This is a genomic window from Parafannyhessea umbonata (genome assembly GCF_900105025.1).
Classification (GTDB): domain Bacteria; phylum Actinomycetota; class Coriobacteriia; order Coriobacteriales; family Atopobiaceae; genus Parafannyhessea; species Parafannyhessea umbonata.
This window is the reverse complement of the sequence record NZ_LT629759.1, coordinates 60,757-84,651: the sequence shown is the minus strand read 5'-3', so window position 1 is coordinate 84,651 and position 23,895 is coordinate 60,757. Positions and strand designations below refer to the sequence as shown.

23 protein-coding genes and 3 pseudogenes are annotated in these 23,895 nt (G+C 64.7%); 8 read left to right on the top strand and 18 right to left on the bottom strand.

The window, feature by feature from the left end; translation table 11 throughout:
* Positions 1-420 precede the first annotated feature (420 nt).
* Positions 421-1,407 (bottom strand): Gfo/Idh/MocA family protein, encoded by a 987-nt coding sequence (locus tag BLT96_RS00460; protein ID WP_157692075.1) that lies wholly within the window; start codon positions 1,405-1,407, stop codon positions 421-423.
* Between the two features lie 177 nt (positions 1,408-1,584).
* On the opposite strand from BLT96_RS00460, the gene BLT96_RS00455 reads away from it, so the two are divergent.
* Positions 1,585-2,109 carry a nitroreductase family protein gene (locus BLT96_RS00455; RefSeq protein ID WP_090861147.1) on the top strand — a complete coding sequence of 175 codons (525 nt, stop codon included), beginning with the start codon at positions 1,585-1,587 and terminating at the stop codon, positions 2,107-2,109.
* 120 nt (positions 2,110-2,229) lie between these two features.
* Here the strand turns inward: BLT96_RS00455 and BLT96_RS00450 are convergent, their stop codons facing one another.
* Genes BLT96_RS00450 through BLT96_RS00440 form a run of 3 tightly spaced genes read right to left on the bottom strand, consistent with a single transcriptional unit; the run spans position 2,230 to position 5,060 of the window.
* A complete protein-coding gene (locus tag BLT96_RS00450) occupies positions 2,230-3,114 on the bottom strand; it encodes a methionyl aminopeptidase (protein ID WP_090861146.1) in 885 nt (294 codons plus the stop codon).
* Positions 3,115-3,174: 60 nt separating this feature from the next.
* The gene (locus BLT96_RS00445; RefSeq protein ID WP_090861145.1) at positions 3,175-3,759 is read right to left on the bottom strand and encodes a xanthine phosphoribosyltransferase; all 585 of its coding nucleotides are present in this window, start codon (positions 3,757-3,759) and stop codon (positions 3,175-3,177) included.
* Positions 3,760-3,770: 11 nt separating this feature from the next.
* Positions 3,771-5,060, bottom strand: coding sequence for an amidohydrolase family protein (locus tag BLT96_RS00440; RefSeq protein ID WP_090861144.1), 1,290 nt, complete (start codon positions 5,058-5,060; stop codon positions 3,771-3,773).
* 148 nt (positions 5,061-5,208) lie between these two features.
* On the opposite strand from BLT96_RS00440, the gene BLT96_RS00435 reads away from it, so the two are divergent.
* From BLT96_RS00435 to BLT96_RS00425, 3 genes are all read left to right on the top strand, one after another.
* Positions 5,209-5,562: a DUF2200 domain-containing protein gene (locus tag BLT96_RS00435; RefSeq protein WP_090861143.1), complete on the top strand. Its 354-nt coding sequence runs from the start codon at positions 5,209-5,211 to the stop codon at positions 5,560-5,562.
* 168 nt (positions 5,563-5,730) lie between these two features.
* Entirely contained in the window at positions 5,731-6,645 is a 915-nt protein-coding gene (locus BLT96_RS00430) for a substrate-binding periplasmic protein (protein ID WP_090861142.1), read from the top strand.
* Positions 6,646-6,735: 90 nt separating this feature from the next.
* Positions 6,736-7,413, top strand: coding sequence for an amino acid ABC transporter permease (locus tag BLT96_RS00425; RefSeq protein WP_090861141.1), 678 nt, complete (start codon positions 6,736-6,738; stop codon positions 7,411-7,413).
* Positions 7,414-7,443: 30 nt separating this feature from the next.
* On the opposite strand, the gene BLT96_RS00420 is transcribed toward BLT96_RS00425, so the two are convergent.
* Both BLT96_RS00420 and BLT96_RS00415 read right to left on the bottom strand, forming a co-directional pair.
* Positions 7,444-8,157 (bottom strand): SdpI family protein, encoded by a 714-nt coding sequence (locus BLT96_RS00420; protein WP_172824957.1) that lies wholly within the window; start codon positions 8,155-8,157, stop codon positions 7,444-7,446.
* Entirely contained in the window at positions 8,144-8,434 is a 291-nt protein-coding gene (locus BLT96_RS00415) for an autorepressor SdpR family transcription factor (protein WP_090861139.1), read from the bottom strand. The genes BLT96_RS00420 and BLT96_RS00415 overlap by 14 nt, the downstream gene beginning before the upstream one ends.
* Before the next feature lie 259 nt (positions 8,435-8,693).
* Between BLT96_RS00415 and BLT96_RS00410 the strand changes: the two genes are divergently transcribed.
* Together BLT96_RS00410 and BLT96_RS00405 are read left to right on the top strand one after the other, a co-directional pair.
* Positions 8,694-9,347 (top strand): TMEM175 family protein, encoded by a 654-nt coding sequence (locus BLT96_RS00410; RefSeq protein ID WP_157692074.1) that lies wholly within the window; start codon positions 8,694-8,696, stop codon positions 9,345-9,347.
* Between the two features lie 158 nt (positions 9,348-9,505).
* Positions 9,506-10,348 carry a hypothetical protein gene (locus tag BLT96_RS00405; RefSeq protein ID WP_090861137.1) on the top strand — a complete coding sequence of 281 codons (843 nt, stop codon included), beginning with the start codon at positions 9,506-9,508 and terminating at the stop codon, positions 10,346-10,348.
* A gap of 47 nt (positions 10,349-10,395) precedes the next feature.
* On the opposite strand, the pseudogene BLT96_RS00400 reads toward BLT96_RS00405, so the two are convergent.
* Positions 10,396-10,698: pseudogene (locus BLT96_RS00400) on the bottom strand (peptide chain release factor-like protein); the annotation flags it as partial.
* A gap of 331 nt (positions 10,699-11,029) precedes the next feature.
* Between BLT96_RS00400 and BLT96_RS00395 the strand changes: the two are divergent.
* Both BLT96_RS00395 and BLT96_RS10695 read left to right on the top strand, forming a co-directional pair.
* Positions 11,030-11,227: a hypothetical protein gene (locus tag BLT96_RS00395; RefSeq protein ID WP_090861135.1), complete on the top strand. Its 198-nt coding sequence runs from the start codon at positions 11,030-11,032 to the stop codon at positions 11,225-11,227.
* Positions 11,228-11,341: 114 nt separating this feature from the next.
* A complete protein-coding gene (locus BLT96_RS10695) occupies positions 11,342-11,881 on the top strand; it encodes a DUF1653 domain-containing protein (protein ID WP_197674368.1) in 540 nt (179 codons plus the stop codon).
* A 114-nt stretch (positions 11,882-11,995) separates the two neighbouring features.
* Here the strand turns inward: BLT96_RS10695 and BLT96_RS00385 are convergent, their stop codons facing one another.
* From BLT96_RS00385 to BLT96_RS00335, 11 genes and pseudogenes are all read right to left on the bottom strand, one after another.
* A complete protein-coding gene (locus tag BLT96_RS00385) occupies positions 11,996-13,540 on the bottom strand; it encodes a YfcC family protein (RefSeq protein ID WP_245719283.1) in 1,545 nt (514 codons plus the stop codon).
* 54 nt (positions 13,541-13,594) lie between these two features.
* Positions 13,595-14,818: a peptidase T gene (pepT, locus tag BLT96_RS00380; RefSeq protein WP_090861133.1), complete on the bottom strand. Its 1,224-nt coding sequence runs from the start codon at positions 14,816-14,818 to the stop codon at positions 13,595-13,597.
* 560 nt (positions 14,819-15,378) lie between these two features.
* On the bottom strand, positions 15,379-16,317 hold the full coding sequence (locus BLT96_RS00375) for a transketolase family protein (RefSeq protein ID WP_090861132.1): 939 nt from the start codon (positions 16,315-16,317) through the stop codon (positions 15,379-15,381).
* Between the two features lie 3 nt (positions 16,318-16,320).
* Positions 16,321-17,142, bottom strand: a complete 822-nt coding sequence (locus tag BLT96_RS00370) for a transketolase (RefSeq protein WP_090847922.1) — start codon at positions 17,140-17,142, stop codon at positions 16,321-16,323.
* Positions 17,143-17,211: 69 nt separating this feature from the next.
* The gene (locus BLT96_RS00365; protein ID WP_090861131.1) at positions 17,212-17,895 is read right to left on the bottom strand and encodes a transaldolase family protein; all 684 of its coding nucleotides are present in this window, start codon (positions 17,893-17,895) and stop codon (positions 17,212-17,214) included.
* Between the two features lie 115 nt (positions 17,896-18,010).
* Positions 18,011-18,802: pseudogene (locus BLT96_RS00360) on the bottom strand (L-ribulose-5-phosphate 3-epimerase); the annotation flags it as partial.
* Between the two features lie 156 nt (positions 18,803-18,958).
* Positions 18,959-19,669 (bottom strand): L-ribulose-5-phosphate 4-epimerase, encoded by a 711-nt coding sequence (locus tag BLT96_RS00355; protein ID WP_197674367.1) that lies wholly within the window; start codon positions 19,667-19,669, stop codon positions 18,959-18,961.
* A 12-nt stretch (positions 19,670-19,681) separates the two neighbouring features.
* Entirely contained in the window at positions 19,682-20,800 is a 1,119-nt protein-coding gene (gene ulaG, locus BLT96_RS00350) for an L-ascorbate 6-phosphate lactonase (protein ID WP_090847484.1), read from the bottom strand.
* Between the two features lie 55 nt (positions 20,801-20,855).
* Positions 20,856-21,914: a hypothetical protein gene (locus BLT96_RS00345; protein ID WP_090847486.1), complete on the bottom strand. Its 1,059-nt coding sequence runs from the start codon at positions 21,912-21,914 to the stop codon at positions 20,856-20,858.
* A gap of 48 nt (positions 21,915-21,962) precedes the next feature.
* On the bottom strand, positions 21,963-22,274 hold the full coding sequence (locus tag BLT96_RS00340; RefSeq protein WP_090847488.1) for a PTS sugar transporter subunit IIB: 312 nt from the start codon (positions 22,272-22,274) through the stop codon (positions 21,963-21,965).
* Positions 22,275-22,392: 118 nt separating this feature from the next.
* Positions 22,393-23,883: pseudogene (locus tag BLT96_RS00335) on the bottom strand (PTS ascorbate transporter subunit IIC); the annotation flags it as partial.
* Positions 23,884-23,895 lie beyond the last annotated feature (12 nt).

The following is a 23,895-nucleotide window of genomic DNA, read 5'->3' as shown; positions in this document are numbered from 1 at the left end:
CGCACGTGCCCCGCGCCCTTGCAGATTTGGTTGCTCCTTGAGGGGCGGAACGCCGGTTCCACCCCTCAAAGATACGTTATATACTAACAAATCACTGTTGAATATGTGTTTATGATTAATGCATTGATGTGATTGTGCAGTATCCAGGGACAACGGGCGCAATGGCGATGGCAGCTCGCAACTGCCACGCAGCGACCTCGCGGCACGCCAATGACCGGACCGGAAAGAAATCTGGCGGGCCCTTGCGTGCCGACTCTCCCCAGTTCGTTGGGATGCGGGCTTGCGCGCCACCGTCCAATCCAGCAGGATCGCCGCACGACGTGGAGTAAGCACCCATTGGCCACTCGGCCGCATCAGGAGCCGGTCACCTCGTCAGCATTGCCAGCCATCACTTGGCAGAAGAAGCCGCAGCTGTTCAGCCTAGTGGGCGTCTGCCGGGAACACCACGCCCGCGGACTCGCGCGCCTGTGTCTGCACCTTGCTCACCACGAGCGCGAGCTCGTTCATCTTGTGGCACAGTGCCAGGCCGTCCTGACCGCTCTCGGCAAAGCGACGGAGCGCCTCGAACTCCGCGCGGTACTGGTCCCGCTCGGGAGGCAGATACTTCTCGATCGTTCCGTCGTTGAGGTGCAGCTCCACGGGACACAGGGCGTTGGGCTTGCCGTCCATGCGGATGTAGCCAGCGGTTCCCTGCACGATGCCGTAACTGGGGGCGCCACAGTCCTTTGCCGCAATCGCGGTCGCCTTGAAGCCGCCGTAGTCCAGCAGCGTCATGCCCGAGGTGTCAATCCCACGCTCCACGTTTGCCAGGTAGATCACGTCCTTGGGCTCTCCAAACAGGCGACACAGCCACGACAGGCAGTAATGTCCCAGGTCCATGAGCGCGCCACCGGAGTGCGCTGGGTCAAACGCCGGCGCGATGTCCCCGCGCCTGAACCGGTCGTAACGGCTGGAGTACTGGCTGTAGTTGACCGCGGCGAGCTTGACCTCGCCCACGCGCGGCAGCCACTCCGCCGCCTTGAGCGTGCTGGGCTGGTAGAGCGTGGTCGTCGCGTCAAACAGCAGGAGACCCCGCTCGTCGGCGAGCGTCACCAGACGACGAGCCTCGTCGTAGTTGGAGCACATCGGCTTCTCAAGGATCACGTGCCGACCCGCCAGTAGGGCCCGCGTAGCGTAGTCGTAGTGCAGGTCGTTGGGAATTCCCAGGTAGACCGCATCGACCTTGTCGGATGCCAGCACGGCATCGTAGTCGCAGCTCGCGAGGGCGCCCACCTCTGCCGCCAGCGCCTCTGCCTTTGCGAGCGAGCGTGGCGTGGACACCACATACGTCACGTCATACCCCCACGCCGCCAGCTTTGGCGCCACGAGCTTGCCGATGAACCCCGTGCCTACGACCGCAACCCTCATGCGTGCCCCCGTCTGAACCATGCCCTGCCAACGCCGTTGATTCTACGCCGCGGCAGGCCTCTTGCCCGCCCGCGTCTTCGGTAAGGGGGCAGCTTTTCTCGCCAGACTCCCCACAAGATTACCCAAACCGAAAAAGGGCATACTCCGTGTCAGGCACACGTTGGATTGGGAGGCATCATGGAACTGAGCGAGGCACTCAACCGTCGCAGGTCTATCCGCAGCTACACGGGGCAGGTCGTGGACCCGGAACAGCTGGAGGCGATCCTGACGGCCGCGTACGAGGCGCCCATCGGCATGGGCAGGTACGAGAGCATCCACCTGACCGTCGTCACGCGGCCCAGCCTGCTTGCGGCCATCGACGCCGCGGCGGCTCGCATGTTTGGCAACCCGGACGCGCACCCGCTGTACGGCGCGCCAATGCTGGTGGTGGTCTCGAGCGACCGGGAGGGCAACGTCGCGAGCGCGAACGTGGCCGCCGTGATCCAGAACATGTCGCTCGCGGCCGTGGACCAGGGCGTCGGCAGCTGCTACATCTACGGCGCGACGCGCGCGCTGGCGCAGGACGCAGACCTTCTGGCCCAGCTTGACCTGCCGGAGGGCTTCGCGCCGCTCGGCTCCATCGTCCTGGGCAAGACGGACGAGAAGTACGAGCCGCGCCAGGTGCCGGCCGGCCATCGCTTCGCGCAGAACGACGTGGCATAGGGCCGCACATGAAAGACGCCAGCCATCCAAGCGCTGGGTGACTGGCGTCGCTTGTGTGCGTTGCGGCGGGCGCCGCGCCAAGACGGGCAGCCTGTGGCACTTGACGCCCCTTGCCGTTGCCTACCAGCTCAGCAGCTCGTAGCCCGTGTCCGTCACGACAAGCTGGACCTCCCACTGCGCGGAGTCGCTGCCGTCGACCGTGCGCACAACCCAGCCGTTGCCACGGTCGATGTAGATGTCGGGGTCGCCCGCGTTCACCATGGGCTCGATGGTGAAGCACATGCCTGGCATGAGGATGGGGCCCGTGCCCGCCTCGCTCGTGAAGCTCACGAACGGGTCCTCGTGGAACTCGCAGCCGATGCCGTGGCCGCCGTACTCCTCCACGACGGAGAAGCCCGCGTCCAGAGCGACCCGATGGACGGCGGCGCCCACATCGCCCAGGTGGCCCCAGGGCTTCACCGCGGCCAGACCGGCCTTGACGGACTCGTGGCACACGTCCACAAGACGCCTGCGCTCCGGGCTCACCTCGCCGATGCAGTACATGCGGCTGGAGTCCGAGAAGTACCCGCCCTTTATGGTCGACATGTCCACGTTGATGATGTCGCCGTCCCTCAACACGGCGCCCTCGTCCGGGAAGCCATGGCAGACGACGTCGTTGATGGAGGTGCACACGCTGAACGGGTACCCCTCGAAGTTGAGGTCGGCGGAGACCGCGTCGTGAGCGGAGAGGTACTCCTCCACCCAGCGGTTGATGTCCATGGTCGTGGTGCCGGCGCAGATGTGCTCGCCCACGTAGTCGAGCACGCCCATGTTCACGGCAGCCGAGGCCTTGATGCCCTCGACGTCCGCCGCCGTCTTGATGAGCGAGCGCGGGAGGACCTCCTCGCCTGCGTGGTACAGCTGGTCGAGGCGGTCGTCCTCCGCCGCGTGGCACTTCTTGTACTTCCTGCCGCTGCCGCACCAGCAGGCATCGTTGCGTCCGGGGACCGGAAGCTTGTCATACATGAGGAGTCTCCTTATAAGGCCGTGCGTTTTTCTCCACCTCACCATAGCGGTTGGGACTGGTCACTGCTCGCGAAAGACGATGCTGCCCGTCTTTGGGTCCATCGCCTCCACGATCGCCAGCGACTGGAGGTCATACCCGCGCTCGCGGAGGCTCTTGCCGCCCGGCTGGAAGCCCTTCTCGATCGCTATGCCGATGCCGGTGACCGAGACGCCCGCCGCGTCGCAGATCTCGAGCAGGCCGTTGAGGGCGCAGCCGTTTGCCAGGAAGTCGTCGATTACGAGCACGTGCTCACCCGGGGTGAGGAAGCGCTTCGCCACGATCACGTGGTAGTCGCGACCGTGCGTGTACGAGTGGATCTGCGTGCGATACTGCGAGCCGTCGAGGTTGATGGACTCTGTCTTGCGCGCGAAGACCACGGGCACGTTGCCGAAGTGGCGCGCGGCGACGCAGGCGATGCCGATGCCGGAGGCCTCGATCGTCAGGATCTTGTCGACGGGCTTGCCAGCGAACAGGCGCGCCCACTCCGCCCCCATGTGGTCGTACAGGGCGACGTCGCACTTGTGGTTCAGGAAGCTGTCGACCTTGAGCACCTCGCCCTCGCGGACGATGCCCTCCCGGATGATGCGCTCCTCGAGTTCTCTCATGAGTTCCTCCGTTACATGTACCTATCGAGCAGGGCGTCGATGTCTGCAAAGCGCCTAACGCGCGGGTGACGCTGGAGCCTGCCACGCAGTGCGACCATGCGCACGTCGCGCAGGGCCGAGAGGTCCTCGAGGGGGTTGGAGCCGACCACCAGGAGGTCCGCGCTCTTGCCGGGCTCGAGGCTTCCCGTCACGTCCGAAACGCCCGCGATCGCGGCGTTGCCGAGCGTGGCCAGGTGGAGCGTCTGCGCGTTGGAGGCGCCCACGTACCTGTGGAAGTAGCAAAGCTCTCGCCAGAAATTGTAATGCGTCACGAACGGGCAGCTCACGTCGTTGCCAAGGCCCACGGGAATTCCCTGCGCAAGGCAGGTCTTCGCGCACGCGACGATGCCGTCCATCACGATGCGCCCGTTGCGCTTTGCGACGGGCTGCGCGTGCGACTCGCCCAGGTCGAACTCCGCGTACGGGAGCGCGGGCGATATGGTGCAGACGTCCGCGGCCCCTCGCCTCTTGAACAGCGCGATGGCGCGGGCGTCCAGGGGCGCGCCGTGCTCGATGGTGTCCACGCCGCCCTCCAGCGCAACGCGCACGCCCTCGGAGCTCTCCACGTGTGCCGCGACCTTGAACCCAAGCCGGTGCGCCTCGTCGCAGGCGGCGCGCACCACCTCGGGCGGCATGCGCAGCACGCCGGGCTCCCCCTCCTCGGACGCGTCCATCACGCCGCCGGTGACCATGAGCTTTATGAGGTTGGGCTTCGTCTGGGCGATCTTGTCCACGTGCTCGACCGCCATCTGCGGCGAGGCGGCCTCCGTCGCGATAGAGCCCGCGAAGTGCCCGCCGGGAACGGAGACGCCCATGTTGGACGCGATGATACGCGGGCCCACGAGCCTGCCGGCGTCTGTCTCGTCTCGCACCCGCGCGTCGAAGTCCAGCACGCCGCCGACGGTGCGGATGGTGGTGACGCCGCTCATGAGCTCCGTGCGCGCAAATCCGGCGACCCTGCGCCTTGCCGCTGCCCTCAGGAGCGCGTTGGACGTGAGCGCGTGATAGAGCCTCGTGTAGTCCACAGGCTTCTTGCTCGCCTTTGGCGGGCGGCCGTCCATCGCAAGGTGCACGTGCAGGTTCACCAGGCCAGGCAGCAGGTAGGCGCCGTCGAGGTCGATGGGGGCAAACCCCTGCGGCACGCGGTCAGCGGGCACGATGTCCACGATCTTCTCGCCCTCCTGGAGGAGGGCCATTCCCTCAAGGGGCTCCATCGCCCATGTGCCATCCAGAATCGTCCCGTTGGTGTACGCGTATCCCATGCTCGCCTCCAAGGCGTCGTCAGTCCAAACCCGCGTCCGCGCGGCCTTGCGCACGGCGCGCGCGTGTTGCTAGCCTATCATCTGACGCGACCGCGCGAGGGCGTCGCGTGTCGCGAAGGCAAGTTCGCATGGGTCGATTGGGGTGTCCATGGCAGACAACGGCAAGGTCTTTGGCATGCGCTTTGGCAAGGTGTGGCCCCTGCTGGTAAGGAAGGCCGAGCGCAAGGGGCGCACGGCGGACGAGGTGTTCGCCGTCGCAGAGTGGCTCACGGGATACTCGCGCCAGGCGATCGAGGCCCTGGCGGAGGGCGACGCCACATACGGGGACTTCTTCCGCAACGCCCCGCGGATGAACCCCGCACGGACGCAGGTGACCGGCCGCATTTGCGGCGTGCGCGTGGAGGAGATAGAAGATCCGCTCATGCGTGACGTCCGCGTGCTGGACAAGATGGTGGACGAGCTTGCCCACGGCAAGGCATTGGAGAAGGTCCTGCGCTCGTAGTGGCGGCAGGCCCATGGGGGCGGTGGCATGCCGGACGGTGCGGCTCCGCCGCGGTGGCGCCTCCGCAATGTTACAAGTAATATCCCATCTTTATGGTAGGAATATGTATCTGCAAGCCGATGCCTACAATGGCCGTGCATCGGCATTCGCACCAGTTTGGAGGGTTTCATGACGCGCGCGCAACATGGCATCGGCAGCATCGACCTTGACAGGAGGGGTTTCCTGGGCCTTGTGGCCGCGGGCTCCGTCACCATGATGGGAGCGCTCGCCGGCTGCGGCACCGGTGGCTCCGGCAGCGACGCGTCCGCCTCCGCGGCGAGCACGTCGAAGAAGGCGCTTGCGGGCCAGCACCTCACGTTCGTGGGGGACGACGCGTTCGCACCCTACCGCTACGTGCAGAAGACGAAGTCCGGCAAGAAGAAGGTCGTCGGCCTTGACATCGCGATCGCAGACGAGCTGGCGCGGCGCCTGGGCTTCACGTACGAGTTCGAGGCGCAGGAGTTCTCCGCGACGCTCGCGTCCGTGCAGTCGAGCGACACGTCGTTCACGATGGCGATGTCCTCCAACAAGGAGCGCGAGAAGACCTTCGACTTCACCCGCGGCTACTACGAGCCCCTCGTGGGCGTGCTCACCCTGGGCGGAAAGGCCGTGACCTCCGTGGACGACCTCAAGGGCAAGAGCATCGCCTGCACCACCGGCACCGTGCAGAACAAGTTTGTCGAAGCCGTGCTGCCAGACGGCGACATCCACACCTACGACGGCGGCACGCAGTGCCTGCAGGAGGTCCTTGCCGGCCGCATCGACGCGTACCTGTGCGACGGCGCGGAGGGCCAGTCTATGCGCGACGCGAACAAGGGCCTGGTGCTTGGCCTCTTGGACCGCAAGGACACCCAGGACTACGTGGGCGTCTACCGCGTGATGGCCACGAAGGGTGCCACGTTCGTGAAGGCGTTCGACCAGGAGATCGGCAAGATGCTGAAGGACGGAACGCTCGACGCGCACATCAAGAAGTACGTGGGCGCGGACTTCGCATGGGGAGACGACGTGAGCGCCGCCGGCACCGCGACCGAGGGCGTCAAGTAGAATAGGCGTCGCACGGCGTCCGGTCACGCCCGCACGTGGGGCGGCCGGACGCAATGACGACAGGTGCGCATCCCGCGGGCGGAAGGGCCAATGGACCTGAACTTCTCGATAATAGAGCCGTACTATCCAATGTTTTTGAGCGGCCTCGCCGTAACCCTTGAGGTGACGGCGGTCGCACTTGTGTTTGCGTTTGCCTTGGGCTTCGTGATTGCTCTGCTCAAGGTTGCCGGCAACCGCCCCCTTCGCGCGATTTTGGACTTCTATACGTCGCTCTTCCGTGGCATCCCGCTCATCGTGCTGTTGTTTATTGCATACTTTGCAACCCCGCAGATCACGGGCTACAAGATTTCGATGTTTGCCGCAGCCGTCGTCACGCTGGGGCTCAACGGCTCTGCCACCGTGTCCGAGACGCTGCGCGGCGGCATCCAGGGCGTGAGCCAGGGCCAATACGACGCGGCACGCTCCATCGGCATGCGCTACGTGCCCATGATGGTGCACGTCATCCTGCCACAGGCGCTCATGTCCGTGGCGCCCGCGCTCGTGAACGAGGTCATCACCGTGCTCAAGAGCTCGAGCCTCGTCGCCACCATCGGCCTTGCGGACATGATGCGCGCGGCAGAGAGCGTGCAGGCGCTCACCTACCGCGCGTTCGAGCCGTTCGTGGCCATCGCCGTGGTGTACTACGTTATCGTGATGGCGCTCGTGGCGGTGGGACGGCGCCTTGAGCTGCGCATCCGGCGCATGCAGACGGGCGAGAAGAACGCGTAGCCGCAGCTGGCGCCGCCCGCAGCGCCGCAGCTAACGGTCCCCGCCGCGCCACACCAAATACGAGTAGAGCATCGTCCACCCGCTGCCGCCAAGCACCACGGCCAGTAGCACCGCAAACACGACCTCGCCTGGCATGGCCTGCGACAACAGGCCCAGCGCCATGAGCGCAACCCCCATGACCACGAACGTGATGCCGCCCATGCGCTGCGACTTCTGCCAGGTGCGCTCGTCCGCGAGCGCCCACGACGTCCTGACGCCAAACGTGTGGTTGCGCCGCACGCGCGGCAGGTAGTTGCCAATCCAGACAAACAGCAGCCCCACGCCCAGCGGCACCGCGATGCCCACGAAGCCCGAGCCCTCGTGGGGAAGCACCCCAAGCGCCGCCAGGTCCGCCATCCACGAAAGCGCACACACAAACACGGTCAGCACCACCACAAACCCCTGGTAGAAGCCCCAAAAGTCCCTAAAGTTGCCACCGTTTGGGTCGATGCGCGGCACAAGCCAGAACAGCCCCGCCATCGGGAGCGGCAGCAGGTCCAGCACAAGGGACAGCGCCTTCGGGCTGCGTTGGTCCACGACGCCGGCCGCGTTCCAATGCGTGGGAACGACGTCCGGAAGGCGCGGGTACACCACCAAGTGCCCCACGACGCTTGCCGCCACGATGGCTACGAGGACGACCACCACGCGCCTGTCAAAGCGCGGCACGCGACCCCCGCGACCGCCCCTCCGCTCACGAGCGACCATGACCCCCATCCTTTCCGGACGCGTGGCCCAGCCCCGCGATCCACTGCATAAGCTCCTGAAAAACCGTCGTGTTCAGGTGATAGATGATGCTCTGCCCGCTGCGCCGGCTCGTCACGAGCCCCGCCGACCGCAGCACCCCCAGGTGGTTGCTCACGGACGGCTTCGATATGTCGAAGTTGTCGGCAATCTGCCCGGCCGTGAGGTCTCCGTCCGCAAGAAGCTCCAGGATGCGCCGGCGCGTCGGGTCTCCCAGCGCCTTGAACGCGTCACCCACCATGGCACCCCTCCTTTCGTCACCAAGATGCTACCCCGAGGGCACGTTCTTCTCCCCTGTATTTAGATATTTGCCTAAATATCTACACAAGAGGCGCTGGGCGAGAAGGGCGTGGCATCCCGGCCATCCCGGGCATCCCGACCGTCACGTCCTTCCCATCGCACCTCCCCCACCGCGGCACCAGTCGTGCGCTATCCTGTTTTCGCACGGTGCGCAGGCCATGCGCAGGATGTGCGCAGGACGAGACGAGGAGGGGCATCGCATGGACAAGGGGCGCATGGAGGCGTTCAGCGATGGCGTGATCGCCATCATCATCACGATCATGGTGCTGGGGATCGCCGCGCCCGAGGGGGCGACGCTGCGCGACCTGCTGCGGCTGCTGCCCGCCATCGCCGCGTACGCCGTGAGCTTCGTCGGCGTGGGCACGTACTGGAACAACCACCATCACCTCCTTAAGCTCGTACGCCACGTGGACGGGCGCATGCTGTGGTCCAACCTTGCGTTTCTCTTTGTGCTGTCGTTCTTCCCGCTCGCGACGGACTGGATGCAGAAGACGTCTTTCGCCTCTCTGCCAACAACGTGCTACATCGTGCTCAACATGCTCGTGTCACTCACGTACATGAACCTCGAGCGCGTCATCCGCCACGCCCTGGGCCACGACTGCCTGGCGACGGCGCCTTCCGAGGAAGAGCTCTCGCGTCGCGCGGTGGTCGAGAAGCGCTCCCTGGTCAAGGAGCGCTTCACCCTTGGGTTCGAGCTTGCCGCGTTCGTGCTGGCGCTCGCCCTGCCCGCAACGCACCTTGCCTTGGTGGCCATGGTGCTCGCGTTTGCGCCGTGGATAGTGCCTGACCTGCGCATTGTCCGTCTGCTCGACTTTTTGGCCGAGGACGAGTCCCAGCAGGAGCCAAAGGAGTAGGCACGAGTTTGCGCCACCGCATGGCGGGACAGGGGTTCCGTGGGTAAAGGCCTCTGCAATATAAGAGTCCTGCCATATAAAAGTGAAATATCTGCAAGTGCCCCCGAGTATCATGTGGCCTCACCGTTTGACTCTGTGACGAGGGAGGCTGGTGTACGATGCGCGGCGATATCGACTTTGACAGGCTGGGAATCACGGACGACCTGATGTTTGGCACGGTGTTCCAGGACCCGAACCTGTGCCAAGGCCTCATAGAGCTGTTGCTGGGCATACAGGTCGAGAAGATCGAGTTCGTGGAGCGCCAGGGGCTTTTGGACGCGGGTCCGCTCTCGCGCGCGGGCATCGTCGACCTGCTGGTGCGGGACGGCGCCGGCAACGAGTACGACGTCGAGATGCAGAACGTCGCCACTCCCGGCATCGCCAGGCGCGCGCGTCGGTACCTCACGCTCGTGGATGCGAACATGCTTGACCGTGGACAGCGCTTCGAGGACGCCGGCGACGCGATCGTAATCTTCATCTGCGCGAACGACCCGTTTGGCCGAGGTTGGAAGCGCTACGACTTCATGCGGACCTGCGCGCAGGACGGGCAGCCCATGGACGACGGAACCAGCATCGTGTTCGTGAACGCGGCGGGCACGCGCGGTGACTACGGCGACGAATTTGACGCCTTCCTGCGCTATCTCTCGAATGATACTGTTATCGAAAGCGACTACGTCAGGAGCGTGGACGACGCGGTCCGAGGGGTTCGCGACAACCCCCAGTGGAGGAGGTACAGGATGCTCTGGTCCGAGAAGTACCGCGACGAGATTGCCGACGCCATGGACGAGGGCCGCGCGTCGGGACTTGCGGAGGGCGAGGCCATCGGAGCGAGGAGGCGCGACGAGCAGCTCGCGAGGCTCGCGCGGGCGCTCGAGGGCGCGGGCCGCGCGGGGGAGCTCGCGGACGCGCTCGGCGACGAGGCGAGGCTGGGCGCGCTGCTGAGGGAGTTCGACGTCAAGTGAGGGCCACGGCGTGCGGCGCGGCGGCGGGCGCGCCTCGTGGGTGCCTGCTACTCGTCCATCCCGGGCCGGCGCCGCATGCGCTTCAGCTGGGAATGCCTGCTCTTCTCGTCCAGACGCCTGCGGACAGAGGCGCGCGTGGGCTTAGTCGCATGCCGGGTCTTTGGCTTGCGTGCGCGTCGGGCGAGCTCCGCGCGAATCTTCTGCAGGCAACGCTCGCGGTTTTGCAGCTGGCTGCGCGACTCGCGGCTGACCACGGTGATGCCCGTGGGAACATGTCGCATGCGCACCGCGGAGTCCGCCGTGTTCACGCCCTGGCCGCCCGGGCCCGATGCATGAAACGCCTCCGCGCGACACTGCCGAGCCAGCTCGTCCGCGGGCAGGCGCAAGAAGCGCGCGTAGTCGTCGTATGTAAGGTCATTCCGCATGTGCTCACCTTACGACATCACGATGGTCGGGGGCAAGCCATTGCGGCTCGCTCCCGACCTAGGGGATGGGACTGGTTGAGTCAGCAAATCCCTACGCCCCGCGCGGTAAAAGGACCTGACCATATGCTTACTCTGGGATGACCCAGGCTCCCGTGTTGCCGTGTAGCCTGAAGGCGTCGCATTGTCCCACGACGCCAGGGCGCGGCACTTTGGGCAGAGCCGTTCCCAAGCACCTCGCTCCGGGACGGAGGTCACCATGGACACGCGGACGGACTACAGGAGGGCGACGCAGGTTGCAATCGTCTGCCTTTTTGCGATTGGGTTCATGTGCGCCGTCGCGAACTCGGTCGGCGGAAGTCTGAAGGACTTCTGGGACGCAGCGGTTCCCTGGGTGAGCGTAGGACTTGCGATCGCCTTGTTTGCGGCGACGAACGGTCCCGCGAAGACACGCTAGGCACGACCAGACGCATGGGTCGGCCGCTGTGAAGGCCAGACTCTCCTCACGGGCTCCCCTCGCGCGCGAAAGTCGCGTACCATGGTGCGAAAACGCGCGTTGACAGGAGGGTGCATGGCCGGCTCGAAGTACGTCTGCCCGTGCAGGCACGTGACCGAGGAAGACATCCGCAAGGCGATAGCCGACGGCGCCACCAGCCTCAAGCAGGTGCGCAAGGCAACGGGTGCCGGCAGCAAATGCGGCAAGTGCAAGCCCGCGGCGAAAAAGCTCGTGAAGAGGCTGCTCGCTGGGCAGGCGGAGAAGGACATGGCCAAGGCCGGTGCCACCCCCGGAGGTTCCGCCGCGGCCGCCTGCGCCGCGGCTGCGCCCTTCTCGCCCGGCGCCCGCTCCGCGGAGCAAGGCGGCGTCCGCGAGATTCGCCGCGGGGGCGTGTACCGGCATTTCAAGGGTGACTACTACCTGGTGGAGGACGTGGCGCGCCACTCCGAGACCGGCGAGGAGCTTGTGATCTATCGCAAGCTGTACGGCGACGGCTCGCTGTGGGCGCGACCGAAGAAGCTGTTTCTTTCTGCCGTGGACCGCGAGAAGTACCCCAATGCGAAGCAGCGCTACCGCTTTGAGCTGCAGGACATCCCGAGCGTGGCCGGCCACTAGCCGCAGGAGCGGACGGTGGCCCACGTCCGCGGCGCATGACCCCGTACACGCAAGGGGCGGACCCGCGCCGATGCGACGGACCCGCCCCAGTACCTTTGCGTATGTGCCGCTTCCCTACCCTATGAGCACCTGCGCCACCAGAAGCAGCGCGTTCAGCGCGATCGTGGCGATCAGCAGCGGGTTGACGAACTTGAGCCAGCGGCTGAACGGGACGTCCACCATCGCGAGCGACGCCAGGATCAGACCGGTGGGCGTGATGTACGAGATGAGGCCCTGACCGTAGTTGTACGCGGCGATAACCGCGGCGCGCGAGACGCCCACGGCGTCGCCGAGCGGCGCCATGATGGGGATCGACAGCACGGCGAGGCCGGAGGACGAGTTGATGAAGAAGCCCAGGATGATGTAGACCACGAGCATCACGAGGATGAAGAGGACCGGCCCCATGCCCGTGACGGTGCCCGAGAAGAAGTGCAGGATGGTGTCGGAGATGAGGCCGTTCTCCAGCAGGATGTTGACCGCACGCGCAACGCCCACGACGAGCGCGACGCTCATGAGGTCGCCACAACCGCCAATGTACTTGTCGAAGAACACCTCCTCCTCGAGCCCGGAGGTGAACGCGAGGACGATGGAGCATGCCAGGAACACGGCCGTCATGTAGTCGAACCACCACTGGTACGCGACGATGCCGTACACCAGCACCACGAACGCGAGGCCAAAAGCCGCGAGCGAGAGCTTCATGTGCCAGGTGAACTCGATCTGGTCGCCCTGCTGCCCCCAGCGCTTCTCGATCTTCTCCTTCATGTCGTAGCAGACGGACTTGGAGGGGTCCAGGCGCACCCGGTGCGCGTACACCATGATGTACGCAACCGCCATGACCGTGCCGACGACGAGCGCGACGAAACGCCAGCTCATGCCGTCGGACATGGCGATGCCGGCCGCCTTGGTGGCGACGCCCGTGGCAAACGGGTTGATGGTGGAGTACATGGTACCAACGGACGCGCCCACGAAGATGACGGCGATGCACGTCATGGCGTCGTAGCCGGCCGCGATGAACACCGGCATGAGGATGGGATACAGGGCGATGGTCTCCTCGCCCAGGCCAAACGTGGTGCCGCCGATAACCATCAAAAGAGAAAGTATAATGATGAGCAGGTACTCGCGGCCGTGCGTGATGCGCGACAGCGCGGCGACGGCGGAGTTCAAGGCGCCCATGTAGTTGAGCACGCCGATGCATCCGCCAAGCAGGAACACGAACAGGATGATGTCGATCGTGTCGTACACGCCCTGGATCGGCGCGAGCAGAAACTCGGCCACGCCCTGTGGCGCCTGCGTCACGCGCTCGTACGTGCCAGGGATGGCGATGGGCTTCGATATCGAGCCGTTCCTGAAGTTCTCGAGCTTGCCGGAGACGCCCAGCTTGTCGAGGGTCTTCTGCGTGGGCGGCATGAGCTTCGTGCTCTCGTCCGGCTTCGTCACCACGAACTTGTCCTGGCTCGCGTCGTACGTGAGCTTGGAGTACTCGCCGGCGGGCACGATGTAGGTGAGCGCCGCCGCAAACAGCATGACGATATACAGCACGGTGATGGCCGTCGGGAAGTGCAGCTTGTGCCTCTTCCCCGGCTTTGCTGCCGCCGTATCGGCGGCGATTTCCTCTGCCACGATTGACTTCCTTTCACGTTGTTGACAAAGCGCCAGGCGAGAAGATCTTCTCGCCTAGGCCCCGGCGTAGACCTTGATCAGTTCCACCACGACGTCAGTCGCCGCGTTGATGCCCTCGACCGTCGCGTGCTCGTATGGCCCGTGGTAGCCGTCGCCGCCGGTACCCAGGTTCGGGCACGGCAGCCCACGGAACGACAGCTGGCAGCCGTCGGTGCCGCCGCGGATGGGCGTGACCTTGGGCACGACGCCGGCGCGCTCGCACGCGAGCTTTGCGTTGTCGATGGCGAACATGCAGCCCTCGATCACGCTTTCCATGTTCTGGTACTCGTCCTTGATGCGAAGCGTCACGGTGCCCTCGCCCCAGCGCTCGTTCATGACCTTCGCGATGTGCCCGAGCGTCTGCTTGCGGCACTCGAACGACGCCGCGTCAAAGTCGCGCACGATGTAGGACATGCCGCCGGCAGACTCGTCACCGTGAATCTCGAGCAGGTGGTAGAAGCCCTCGTAGCCCTCCGTGTAGCGCGGAGCCTCCAGCGTCGGGAGCATGTTGTTGATGTCGCAGCACACCTGCATGGCGTTCACCATGATTCCCTTTGCAGAACCCGGGTGCACACTCACGCCCCTGACCTCGAAGTCCGCCTCGCACGCGTTGAAGTTCTGGTACTGGATCTCGCCCTCGGCGTCTCCGTCCATGGTGTAGGCGACGTCCGCGTCGAAGTACTCCACGTCGAAGTTGCCAGCGCCGGTGCCGATCTCCTCGTCCGGGGTGAACGCAATGCGAAGCTCGCCATGCGGCGTGCCGTCGCTAAGCACGCGCTCGAGCGCACCCATGATCTCCGCTATGCCCGCCTTGTCGTCCACGCCCAGAATCGTGGTGCCGTCGCTCGTGAGCAGCGTGCGACCTTTGAGCTCCGCCAGGCGCGGGAAGTCCCTCACGGAAAGCGTGCGGCCGCTCGTACCCAGTGCGAGGTCGCACCCGTCGTAGTCCTCATGCAGCACCGGCGTGATCTTCCCGTCGCAGAACTGCGACACGGTGTCCATGTGCGCGATGAGCCCCAGCTTGCGCGTGCCCTCGCAGCCGACGGTCGCGGGCACCTTCGCGTATACAAAGCACTTCTCGCTCACCACGACGTCCTTGACGCCCAGCTCGCGCAGCTCCTCCGCCAGCAGATTCGCAAGCTCGAACTGCTCCTTGCTGCTGGGACATGCGGAGTCGTTGTCCTCGTCGCTCGGCGTCTTGACCGCTACGTACTCAAGCAGACGGTCGATAACCTCCATAAAGACAGCCTCCCTCTTCGGCACAGACAAGGGCCACGCCCATCCGGCATGGCCCTCTTACCATTGCTCGTAACAATTTGGAAATATTAATAGTTATTCTACCGCTTTCAAAGTACAAATACGTGAGCGGTATATGCAATGTCATATTCCTGAGAATCTAATTCAGTACGCTGAACTTGATAACGTATTACTGCGCTCTCCATTTACAGCTACCAGCAGCAAAAAAGGAGATGAAGTATCCCAGATAAACATGGAATTTGCACTACTGAAGAAACGATGATGAGCTATGCATCTCATCAACCCAAAATGCTATGCATTCATGCATATCTACACACAAGTTTGATGCATGCAAAACAATCCCATTTATTTTTCTATTTCAATCTTTATGATGTATCTGCTGTCAATTCAACGTCTTCCTCGTTTAGACGAGAAAGGCAATGGGTCGCAGTCGGAGTCGTTTTTCTTTACGCAAAAAGCCCGCGGGCGCCGCGAGTGCCGTCCCCGGCACCACGGCGCCCGCGGGCGCCACGCTTCCCGCCGCCCCCACGGGGCGGCGCGCTCTACCTCAGGAAGGAGCGGATCGACTCGGCGACGCCGGCGCCGTCGAGGCCGTACTTGGCCAGGAGGTCGACAGCCGGTCCGGACTCGCCGAAGACGTCCCGCACGCCAACCCTCCTCACCGGCACGGGGCACCTCTCCGCGAGGGCCTCGCACACGGCGCCGCCCAGGCCGCCTATGACGGAGTGCTCCTCCACCGTGACGACCCTGCCGGTCTTGGCGGCCGACTCCGCCACGAGGTCCGCGTCGAGCGGCTTCACCGTGTGGAGGTTCAGGACCTCGCAGTCGATCCCCTCGGCGGCGAGCGCCTCGGCGGCCTCGAGCGCGGAGGAGACCATGAGGCCGGTCGCCACGACGGTGACGTCGGCGCCCTCGCGCTCCACGACGCCGCGGCCGACCTCGAAGCGGTAGCCGTCGCCGTGGATCACGGGGGCGGCGAGGCGGCCGAGCCTCAGGTACACGGGGCCGTCCGCCTCGTAGGCGGCGCGCACCGCGGCGCGGGCCTCGACGTCGTCGGACGGCACGACGACGGTCATGCCCGGGATCGTCCTCATGAGGGCGATGTCCTCGTTGCACTGGTGCGTGGCGCCGTCCTCGCCGACGGAGATGCCGGCGTGCGTGGCGGCGACGACCACGTGCAGGTGCGGGTAGCCGATGGAGTTGCGCACCTGCTCGAAGGCGCGCCCGGCGGCGAACATCGCGAACGTGCTCGCGAAGACGCGGTGGCCGGTCGTCGCGATGCCGGCGGCGACGCCCATCAGGTTCTGCTCGGCGATGCCGCAGTCGACGAAGCGGTCCGGGTACGCGGCCTTGAACTTCCCGGTCTGCGTCGCCGCCGCGAGGTCGGCGTCCAGGACCAGGAAGTCGTCGTGCTCGGCGCCCAGCGCGACGAGCTCCTCGCCGTAGCTCTGGCGGGTTGCGACCCTCTTAACGTCTTCCATCCCCTACGCCTCCCTCTCGAGCTCTGCCATGGCCTGCGCGAACTGCTCGTCGTTCGGGGCCTTGCCGTGCCATCCGACCTGGTTCTCCATGAACGAGACGCCCTTGCCCTTCACGGTGTGGGCGACGATGCAGGTCGGGGCGCCCTCGCAGGCCCTAGCAGCGGCGAAGGCCTCCCGCAGCTGGCCGAGGTCGTTGCCGTCGGCCACCTCGACCACGTTGAACCTGAACGCGCGGAACTTGTCCGCGATGGGCTGGGCGGAGTTGACCTCGTCGAGCGTGCCGTCGATCTGCAGGTTGTTGTTGTCCACGATCACGCAGAGGTTGTCGAGGGCGTGGTTGCCGGCCAGCATGGCGGCCTCCCAGACCTCGCCCTCCTCGATCTCGCCGTCGCCGCAGAGCGCGTAGACGCGGTACGGGTCGCCCCAGTGCTTCGCGGCGATCGCCATGCCGACCGCGGCGGAGATGCCCTGGCCGAGCGAGCCGGTGGACATGTCGACGCCGGGGGTGTCGTTCATGTTCGGGTGGCCCTGCAGGTGCGAGCCTATATGGCGCAGGGTCTCGAGGTCCGACACGGGGAAGAAGCCCCTCTGCGCGAGCGTCGCGTACAGGCCGGGGGCACAGTGGCCCTTGGAGAGCACGAACCGGTCGCGGCCGGGGTCGCGGGGGTTCCTCGGGTCGACGTTCATCTCCTCGAAGTAGAGGTAGGTGAAGATCTCGGCGGCCGACAGCGACCCGCCGGGGTGGCCGGACCTCGCCGCGTGCGTGCCCACGAGTATGCCCTTGCGGACCTCCCGGGCGATCTTGGCCAATTCTTCGTTGGTCATGTGGTGGTACCTCCCTCTTCGTCAAAAGCGGCAAGACGCGCCTTTTGCGTCCTGCCGCTTAAGTCTACCTTAGTTCTCGCCCGTGACCTTCGCCCAGTCGGCGGCGAAGAGCTCCAGGCCGCGGTCGGTGAGCGGGTGGTGCACGCACTTCTTCAGGGCGCCGAACGGCACGGTCGCGATGTCCGCGCCCAGGAGCGCCGCCTGGGTCACGTGGTGCGGGGTGCGCACGGAGGCGGTGATGATCTCGGGGCCGCCCTCCTCGTCCCAGTAGCCGTACCTGAAGTTGTGGACGGCGGTCACCATCTCGGCGAGGTGGTCGAGGCCCTCGTCCCCGATGTCGTCGAAGCGGCCGACGAACGGGCTGATGTAGCGCGCGCCGGCGCGGGCGCCGAGGAGCGCCTGGGTCGCGGAGAACACGAGCGTCATGTTGACGCGGATGCCCTCCTGCGCGAGGTGGTGGATCGCGGGCAGGGACTGCTCGGTCACGGGGAGCTTCACGACGATGTTCGGCGCGAGGGAGGCGAGGTGCTCCGCCTCGGCGATCATGCCCTCGGTGGTCTCGGCCGTGGACTCCGCGGAGACGGGGAGGCCCTCGCAGATGTGGCAGATCTCGACCATGTGGTCCTCGAAGTCCGCCAGCTTGCCGCCGGTCTTGGCGTACAGGCTCGGGTTGGTGGTGACGCCGGAGAGGATTCCCCAGCTCGCAGCCTCGCGGATGTCGTCCAGGTCCGCGGTGTCGATGAAGAACTTCATGTTCCTCTTCCTTCTCTTCTCGATCCAGCGTCGGCGGCGGGAACCGTCCGACGGCTGGCATGGTTGTGTAAAGCAAGGCCACGGCAGAGGGGGACTGCCGAAGCCTGCTCAATGCTTAGGAGAGCGCCTCCATGGCGGAGTCGATCTTCTCCCTTACAAAGCTAGAGGCGTGCGCGACGTCCTGCTTCCACTCGGGGGAGCCGAGGTACCACATCTCGCACACGTAGCGACGGACGCCCTGGGGAACGAGCTGGCTCAGTGCGCCCTCGTAGTCGGTCGTGCCCTCGCCGAAGAGCATGTCACGATACTGGCCGGCCTTCGTCGCCTTCATGTGCGCGGCGAAGATGTGCCCACGCCCACAGGCGATGTCGTCCGCGACGGTGTTGCCGTAGAGGAGGGACGCATTCGTGAGGTTGCCCACGTCGGGATAGACGCCCAGGTAGGGGCTGTTTACCTCGTCGACATAGGTCATGGCCTTGCGAACCGTATCCATGAACGGCGTCTCCATGGTCTCGAAGCCGAGGACGACGCCGGCTGCCGCCGCCATCTCCGTCGCCTTCGCGAGGTTCTCGGAGAAGCACTCGCGCGAGCCATCCCACTTGTCCTCGTCGTAGTACGCATCGTAGCCGGCGAGCTGAATCACGTGGAGCCCGAGGTCGCAGGCGAGCTCGAGCGCCTTGTCCATCATCTCGAGGCTGTATGCCCGCTTCTTGGGGTCCTTGGCGCCAAACGGCCACTTACGGTGGCCGGAAAGGCACATGGATCCCAGGGGGATGCCGGTGTCGCGCATGGCCTTTACGACTGTCGCGCGCTCCGCGGGCGTCCAGTCGAGCCTAGCCTGGCGGGCGTCGGACTCGTCGACGGAGATCTCCATGTAGTCGAACCCGCACTCGGCCGCCACCTGGAGGCGCTCCTCCCACTAGAGTTCCGCGGGAGTCGCCTTCTCGTACAGACCGAGCCTGTATTGCCTGCTCATCTATGGTCCCTTTCTACAAGGGCGCCCCCATGGTCGTGCCATGAGGGCGCCCCTCCCTCTCGTGCTGCGCCTTTTTGGTCCTGTGCGCTACTTCTGTCCGTAGTAGGCGTTGGGACCATGCTTGCGCATGTAGTGCTTGTCAAGCAGGTACTGCGGGGCCTTGGCATCGTCGATCGCACGACCGGCGGCGACGCAGAGCAGCTCCGCGTCCCTGGACATCTTTGCGACCTCCTCTACCACGACGGCGTGGTACACGGCAGCGGCCGCATCCTTGCCCCAGGTGAAGGGGCCGTGGTTGCGCACCAGGCAACCCGGCTGGGCCATGGGGTCCTTGCCCTCGAAGCCCTCGACAATCACGTTGCCCGTGTTCAGCTCGTAGGCCTCCTCGATTTCCTCCTTGGTGAGACCCCTCATGCAAGGAACCTCTCCGTAGAAGTAGTCGGCCTGGGTCGTGCCGTAGCACGGGATGGAGCGACCGGCCTGCGCCCAGGCCGTGGCGACGGTGGAGTGCGTGTGCACGATGCCGCCGACGTTCTCCCAGGCGCGGTACAGACACGCGTGGGTCGCCGTGTCGGAGGACGGGTTGAGGTCGCCCTCGACCACGTTGCCATCCATGTCGCACACGACCATGGACTCGGGAGTGAGCTCGTCGTAATCAACGCCGGAGGGCTTGATCACGAACAGACCCTTCTCTCGGTCGATCTCGGAGGCGTTGCCCCACGTGAAGACGACGAGCCCGTGCTTGGGAAGGTCCATGTTGGCTTCGTAGACCTTCTCGCGCAGTTCCTTGAGCATCATCTGCAGGACCCCTTAGAGGACGGAGCGGAACGGGACGTTCGGCTCGTGGTCGAAGCAGTCGTGGAAGCCGCGGTCGTACATGTACTCCTTCTTGTCCTTGTCCTGGGGGTAGGTGTACTCGCCACCGACCTTCCAGTAGTAAGGCTTGAACTTGTACTCCAGACGGTCCTTGCGCATCTGGTACAGAACCTCAATCTCGCGCAGGTCGGCCGCGAAGTTGGTCCAGACGTCCCAGTGGATGGGGATGACGACCTTCGCCTGCAGGGCCTCGGCCATACGAAGGATGTCGGAGGCCTCCATCTTGTCCTGCATACCAAGCGGGTTGCAGCCATAGGAGCCAAAGGCAACGTCGACGCCGCCGTACTCCTTCATGATGTCCTTGCCGTGCTTCGCGAAGTAGATGGAGTAGTGGGAGTCGCCGGAGTGGTAGATGTTGCCACCCGGGGTGACGAGCAGGTAGTTCACGGCCTTCTCGTCCATGTCCATCGGGCACTTGCCCCAGAGGTCCTCGCGGTCGGGGCCGGTGGAGTCGGTCGTGGTGATGCAGGTGCGGTCGAAGGAGTCCATGGCCACGATGGTCATGTCCTTGATCTTGATCTTGTCGCCCGGCTTCACGACGATGATGCGGTCCTCGGGCACGCCCCACTTGCGCCAGAACTCGGCGGACTTCTCCGGGCCGATGAACGGCACGGGGATCTCGTTGCCGTTCTCGTCGGTGGTGGTCATGCCGGACTTCACGACGTGGGCAGCCCACTCCTTGGACATGTGGTCCTGGTGGTAGTGGGTGGCCAGGACGGCGTCCACCTGCTTGAACCCAAACGGATCGAACACGTACGGGATGTTGCGCAGGTTCGGCTGCATGGCGCGGCAACCGGCCATGTTCGCCATCTGGTGACCGACCTTCATCTTGCCGTCACCGTGGGTGCGCTTGCCGTTGCCCGTCCAGAGGTCGATGGTGATGTTGGCGCCACCGGGGGTCTTCACCCACATGCCGGTGCAGCCGAGCCACCACATCTTCACGTTGCCCTCGGGAACGACGGCGTTCTCGATGTCCTCGTTCAGCCACGTGCCCCACTCGGGGAACGTGTTCATGATCCAACCCTCGCGGGTAACTTCGTCGATAGCAGACATTGGAATCTCCTCTTATTACGTTCGTTAAGACGCCTGGGCGAGAAAAGCCGCTTCCCTACTCGGCGTGCACCGCGTAGAGCGCAACCTCGTTCGTCTCGCGATTCGCGGCGATGATGTGGTCGATGCCGCCGTCCTCGAAGGCCCACACGTTCGCGGGACCGCAGTCGTGGTCGATGATCTCGACACGGTACTCGCCGTCCTCGTGGTAGAGCCTCAGAAGGTCACGGCCGTCCTTGCGGTTGCCCAGAAGCGCGCAGGGCTCTCCGGCGAGCTTTCCAGACCAGATCGCGTGCAGGAAGGCACGCTTCAGCGGGTCCTCCCAGACCTTCTCGTACGTGTCGGGCTCTGCGCCCTCGTGCCAGACGGACAGGGTGTCGCCGTGGAACGTGGAGATGGTGACCATCTCCTCCTTGCCGTCACCGTCGAGGTCGACCATGCACATGTCGCTCGTAGGCTGGACGACGAGGCAGTCAATCTGCCAGTCAGCGCCGTCGGACGCAGGCGGCACGTAACGGAAGGCGCCAGCGGCCGTTCCCACGAGCGCGTAGCTGCGGTCGGGGGCGGTGTAGAATCCGTGGTTCTGAAGCTGGCAGTTCGCGATGCAGGTCAGCTCGAGCTGGTGGTCTTGGTCATAGTCCTCGAGGTTCTCGGGGAGCTTCGCCGCGTACACGGCACCCGGGGTCTTCCAGTCGTTCTTGAACTCGCGGCAGGCGGACTTGATCGTGCAGGCGATGAGCCACTTCTGTCCGTCGGCCCCCTCGAGCACGCCAAAGCGGTGCACGTAGGGAAGGTCACACAGGACCTGGCGCTTCCAGGAGCCATCGCCCTGGCGCGTGTACGTCACGATCTTCGCGTCGTCGCCACCAAAGTTCGGCGAGAAGAACTTGTACGTGCTCATGAGCTGGTCGGTGCGTCCAGGGGTCTGCATGACCGTCATGACGCCGCCGGGGCCGTCACAGACGTTCTCCCTCTGGGTGCCATCGAGTGCGAAGCGACGAATGGGACCGTCCTTCTCGGTTGCGACGACAAAGCTCTTCTCGCCCGCCGCCTCGACCATACCGATGGCATAGCACTTGACCATGTCGGTAGCGAGCACCTTCTTCTCGAACCTCATTGATAGGCCTCCTCAAGCCTCGATGCGAACGCGATGATTGCGGACGACCTACTTTGCAAACTTCTTGTCCAGACCAGCCTCGACGAACTTCTCCTCGATCTCCTTATCAGAGAGGACGTTCTTCAGGGGGATGCAGACGACCTTGCCGGTATCGGCGGCGGACTTGAACATGTTCTCGAAGTTGCGCGGGAAGCAGGCGATGTCGAAGTTGGTTGCCGTGGAGGTTCCCTCCGCAAGCGCGCAGTGGTGAACCTGGGAGACGTCCATGTTGAGCTTCTTGGCTACGCGCTCGACGGTGAGCTGCATCATCAGGGAGGTACCGGAGCCGTTAGCGCACGCGCACAGAATCTTTGCTGCCATTTTTACGACCTTTCGCTTTGCGGACGAATGCCGCGTCTTGACTTGAAAGTGGGAGTGCGGCCGACAACCTCAGATCGTGTTGCCGGCCGCTTGGAACCATACGGACCGGAGGGATAGCTTACTTGCCCTCTGCCTTTGCGACTGCCTGCCTCTCGGCGGCGTCACGGTACTCGGCGTACTTCTCGTAGTCCTCGACCTCGAGGAAGTAGGCGGAGATGCCGTTCTCGTCCTTCGGAGCAGCCTTGTACTGGAGCTGCGGGATGACGACGAGGAAGACGATGACGATGGCGGCGCCGATCCAGCCGAGGTACTTCATGATGACCGTGAAGAGCGGCCAGACGGTTGCCCAGTCGAACATGCCGAGGTAGCCGCCGAACGCGTACATCTGGACCCAGGAGGCGATGAGAGCGGAGCCGAAGACCTGGCAGAGACCGCAGATGAACGGGATGATCAGGCAGGCCTTGAGGCCACCCTTGTTGTTCGCGTAGACACCGAGGACGGCGTTGTCGAAGAACAGGGGGATGAAGCCGGCGACGACCAGGACGGGGCTCTTCGTGACGAGGAGAATGCCGATCGCGATGAACTGGCCGACGGCACCAGCCATGAAGCCGAGGGTCACGGCGTTGTTGGAGCCGAAGCCGAAGGTGACGGCGCAGTCGACGCCAGGGACGGAGCCCTTGAGGAGCTTGCTGGAGATGCCGGTGAAGGAGACGGTGAGCTCGGCGACGAAGGTGCGGACACCAAGCTGGAGGATGGTCAGGTAGACAGCGAACTGGAAGCAGTTGTAGAGGATGTAGAAGACGAAGCTCTGGCCCTCGACAAGTGCTGCGCTACCGGTGAGGGTGCCCTCGCTCGTCAGCTTGATGAGATAGTCCGGGCCGATGACGATGAAGATGATGCCGAAGAAGAGGGTCATCAGAATCGCCGTGGAGACCATGTTCTCGTTGAACATGGAGAGCCAGCCGGGAAGCTCGATGTCCTCGAGCTTCTTGTCGAAGACGGAGGTCTTGCCGGGGTTCTTGGCGCGACGGACCTCGTCGCGACGGTTCATCCAGCCGGCGGCCTTGGATGCGAGGAAGATACCGAACATCTGCTGGTGGCCGATTGCGAATCCGGCGCCATCCGTGAGCTCCTGGGTCGGCCCGATGGTGAGGTTGGAGCCGACGGCCCAGTACAGGCCAAGGATGATCGTCATAAAGATGAGAGCGGGAACGCCAACGAGGCCGGGGAAGCAGAACATGATGAGCCACAGTGCGGTGGCAGCCTGCTGAACCTGGACGTTGCCGGTGGTGAAGATGGAACGAAGCTTGGTGTGCTTCTTCGCAGCAACCAGCACGATGTTCAGGATGTAGGCGAAGAGCAGCAGCAGCATGTACTGCGAGATGTTCGCGCCCTTGAGGAACGAGACGTTCGCCAGCGAGAAGTCGCCCGCCTGAGCCGCCTTGACGCCCGCGTCGACGGCGTTGTTGCCGAAGTAGGGGTCGATGACCATTGCGGAGAGGTTGAAGCGACCCTTGAGACCAACGATGACCGGGCGGAACACGTTGATCAGGCCGCTGGAACCGACGGACAGGATCATGTATCCGACGGAAGCCTTGATGAAGCCAGCGAGGACCTCGTA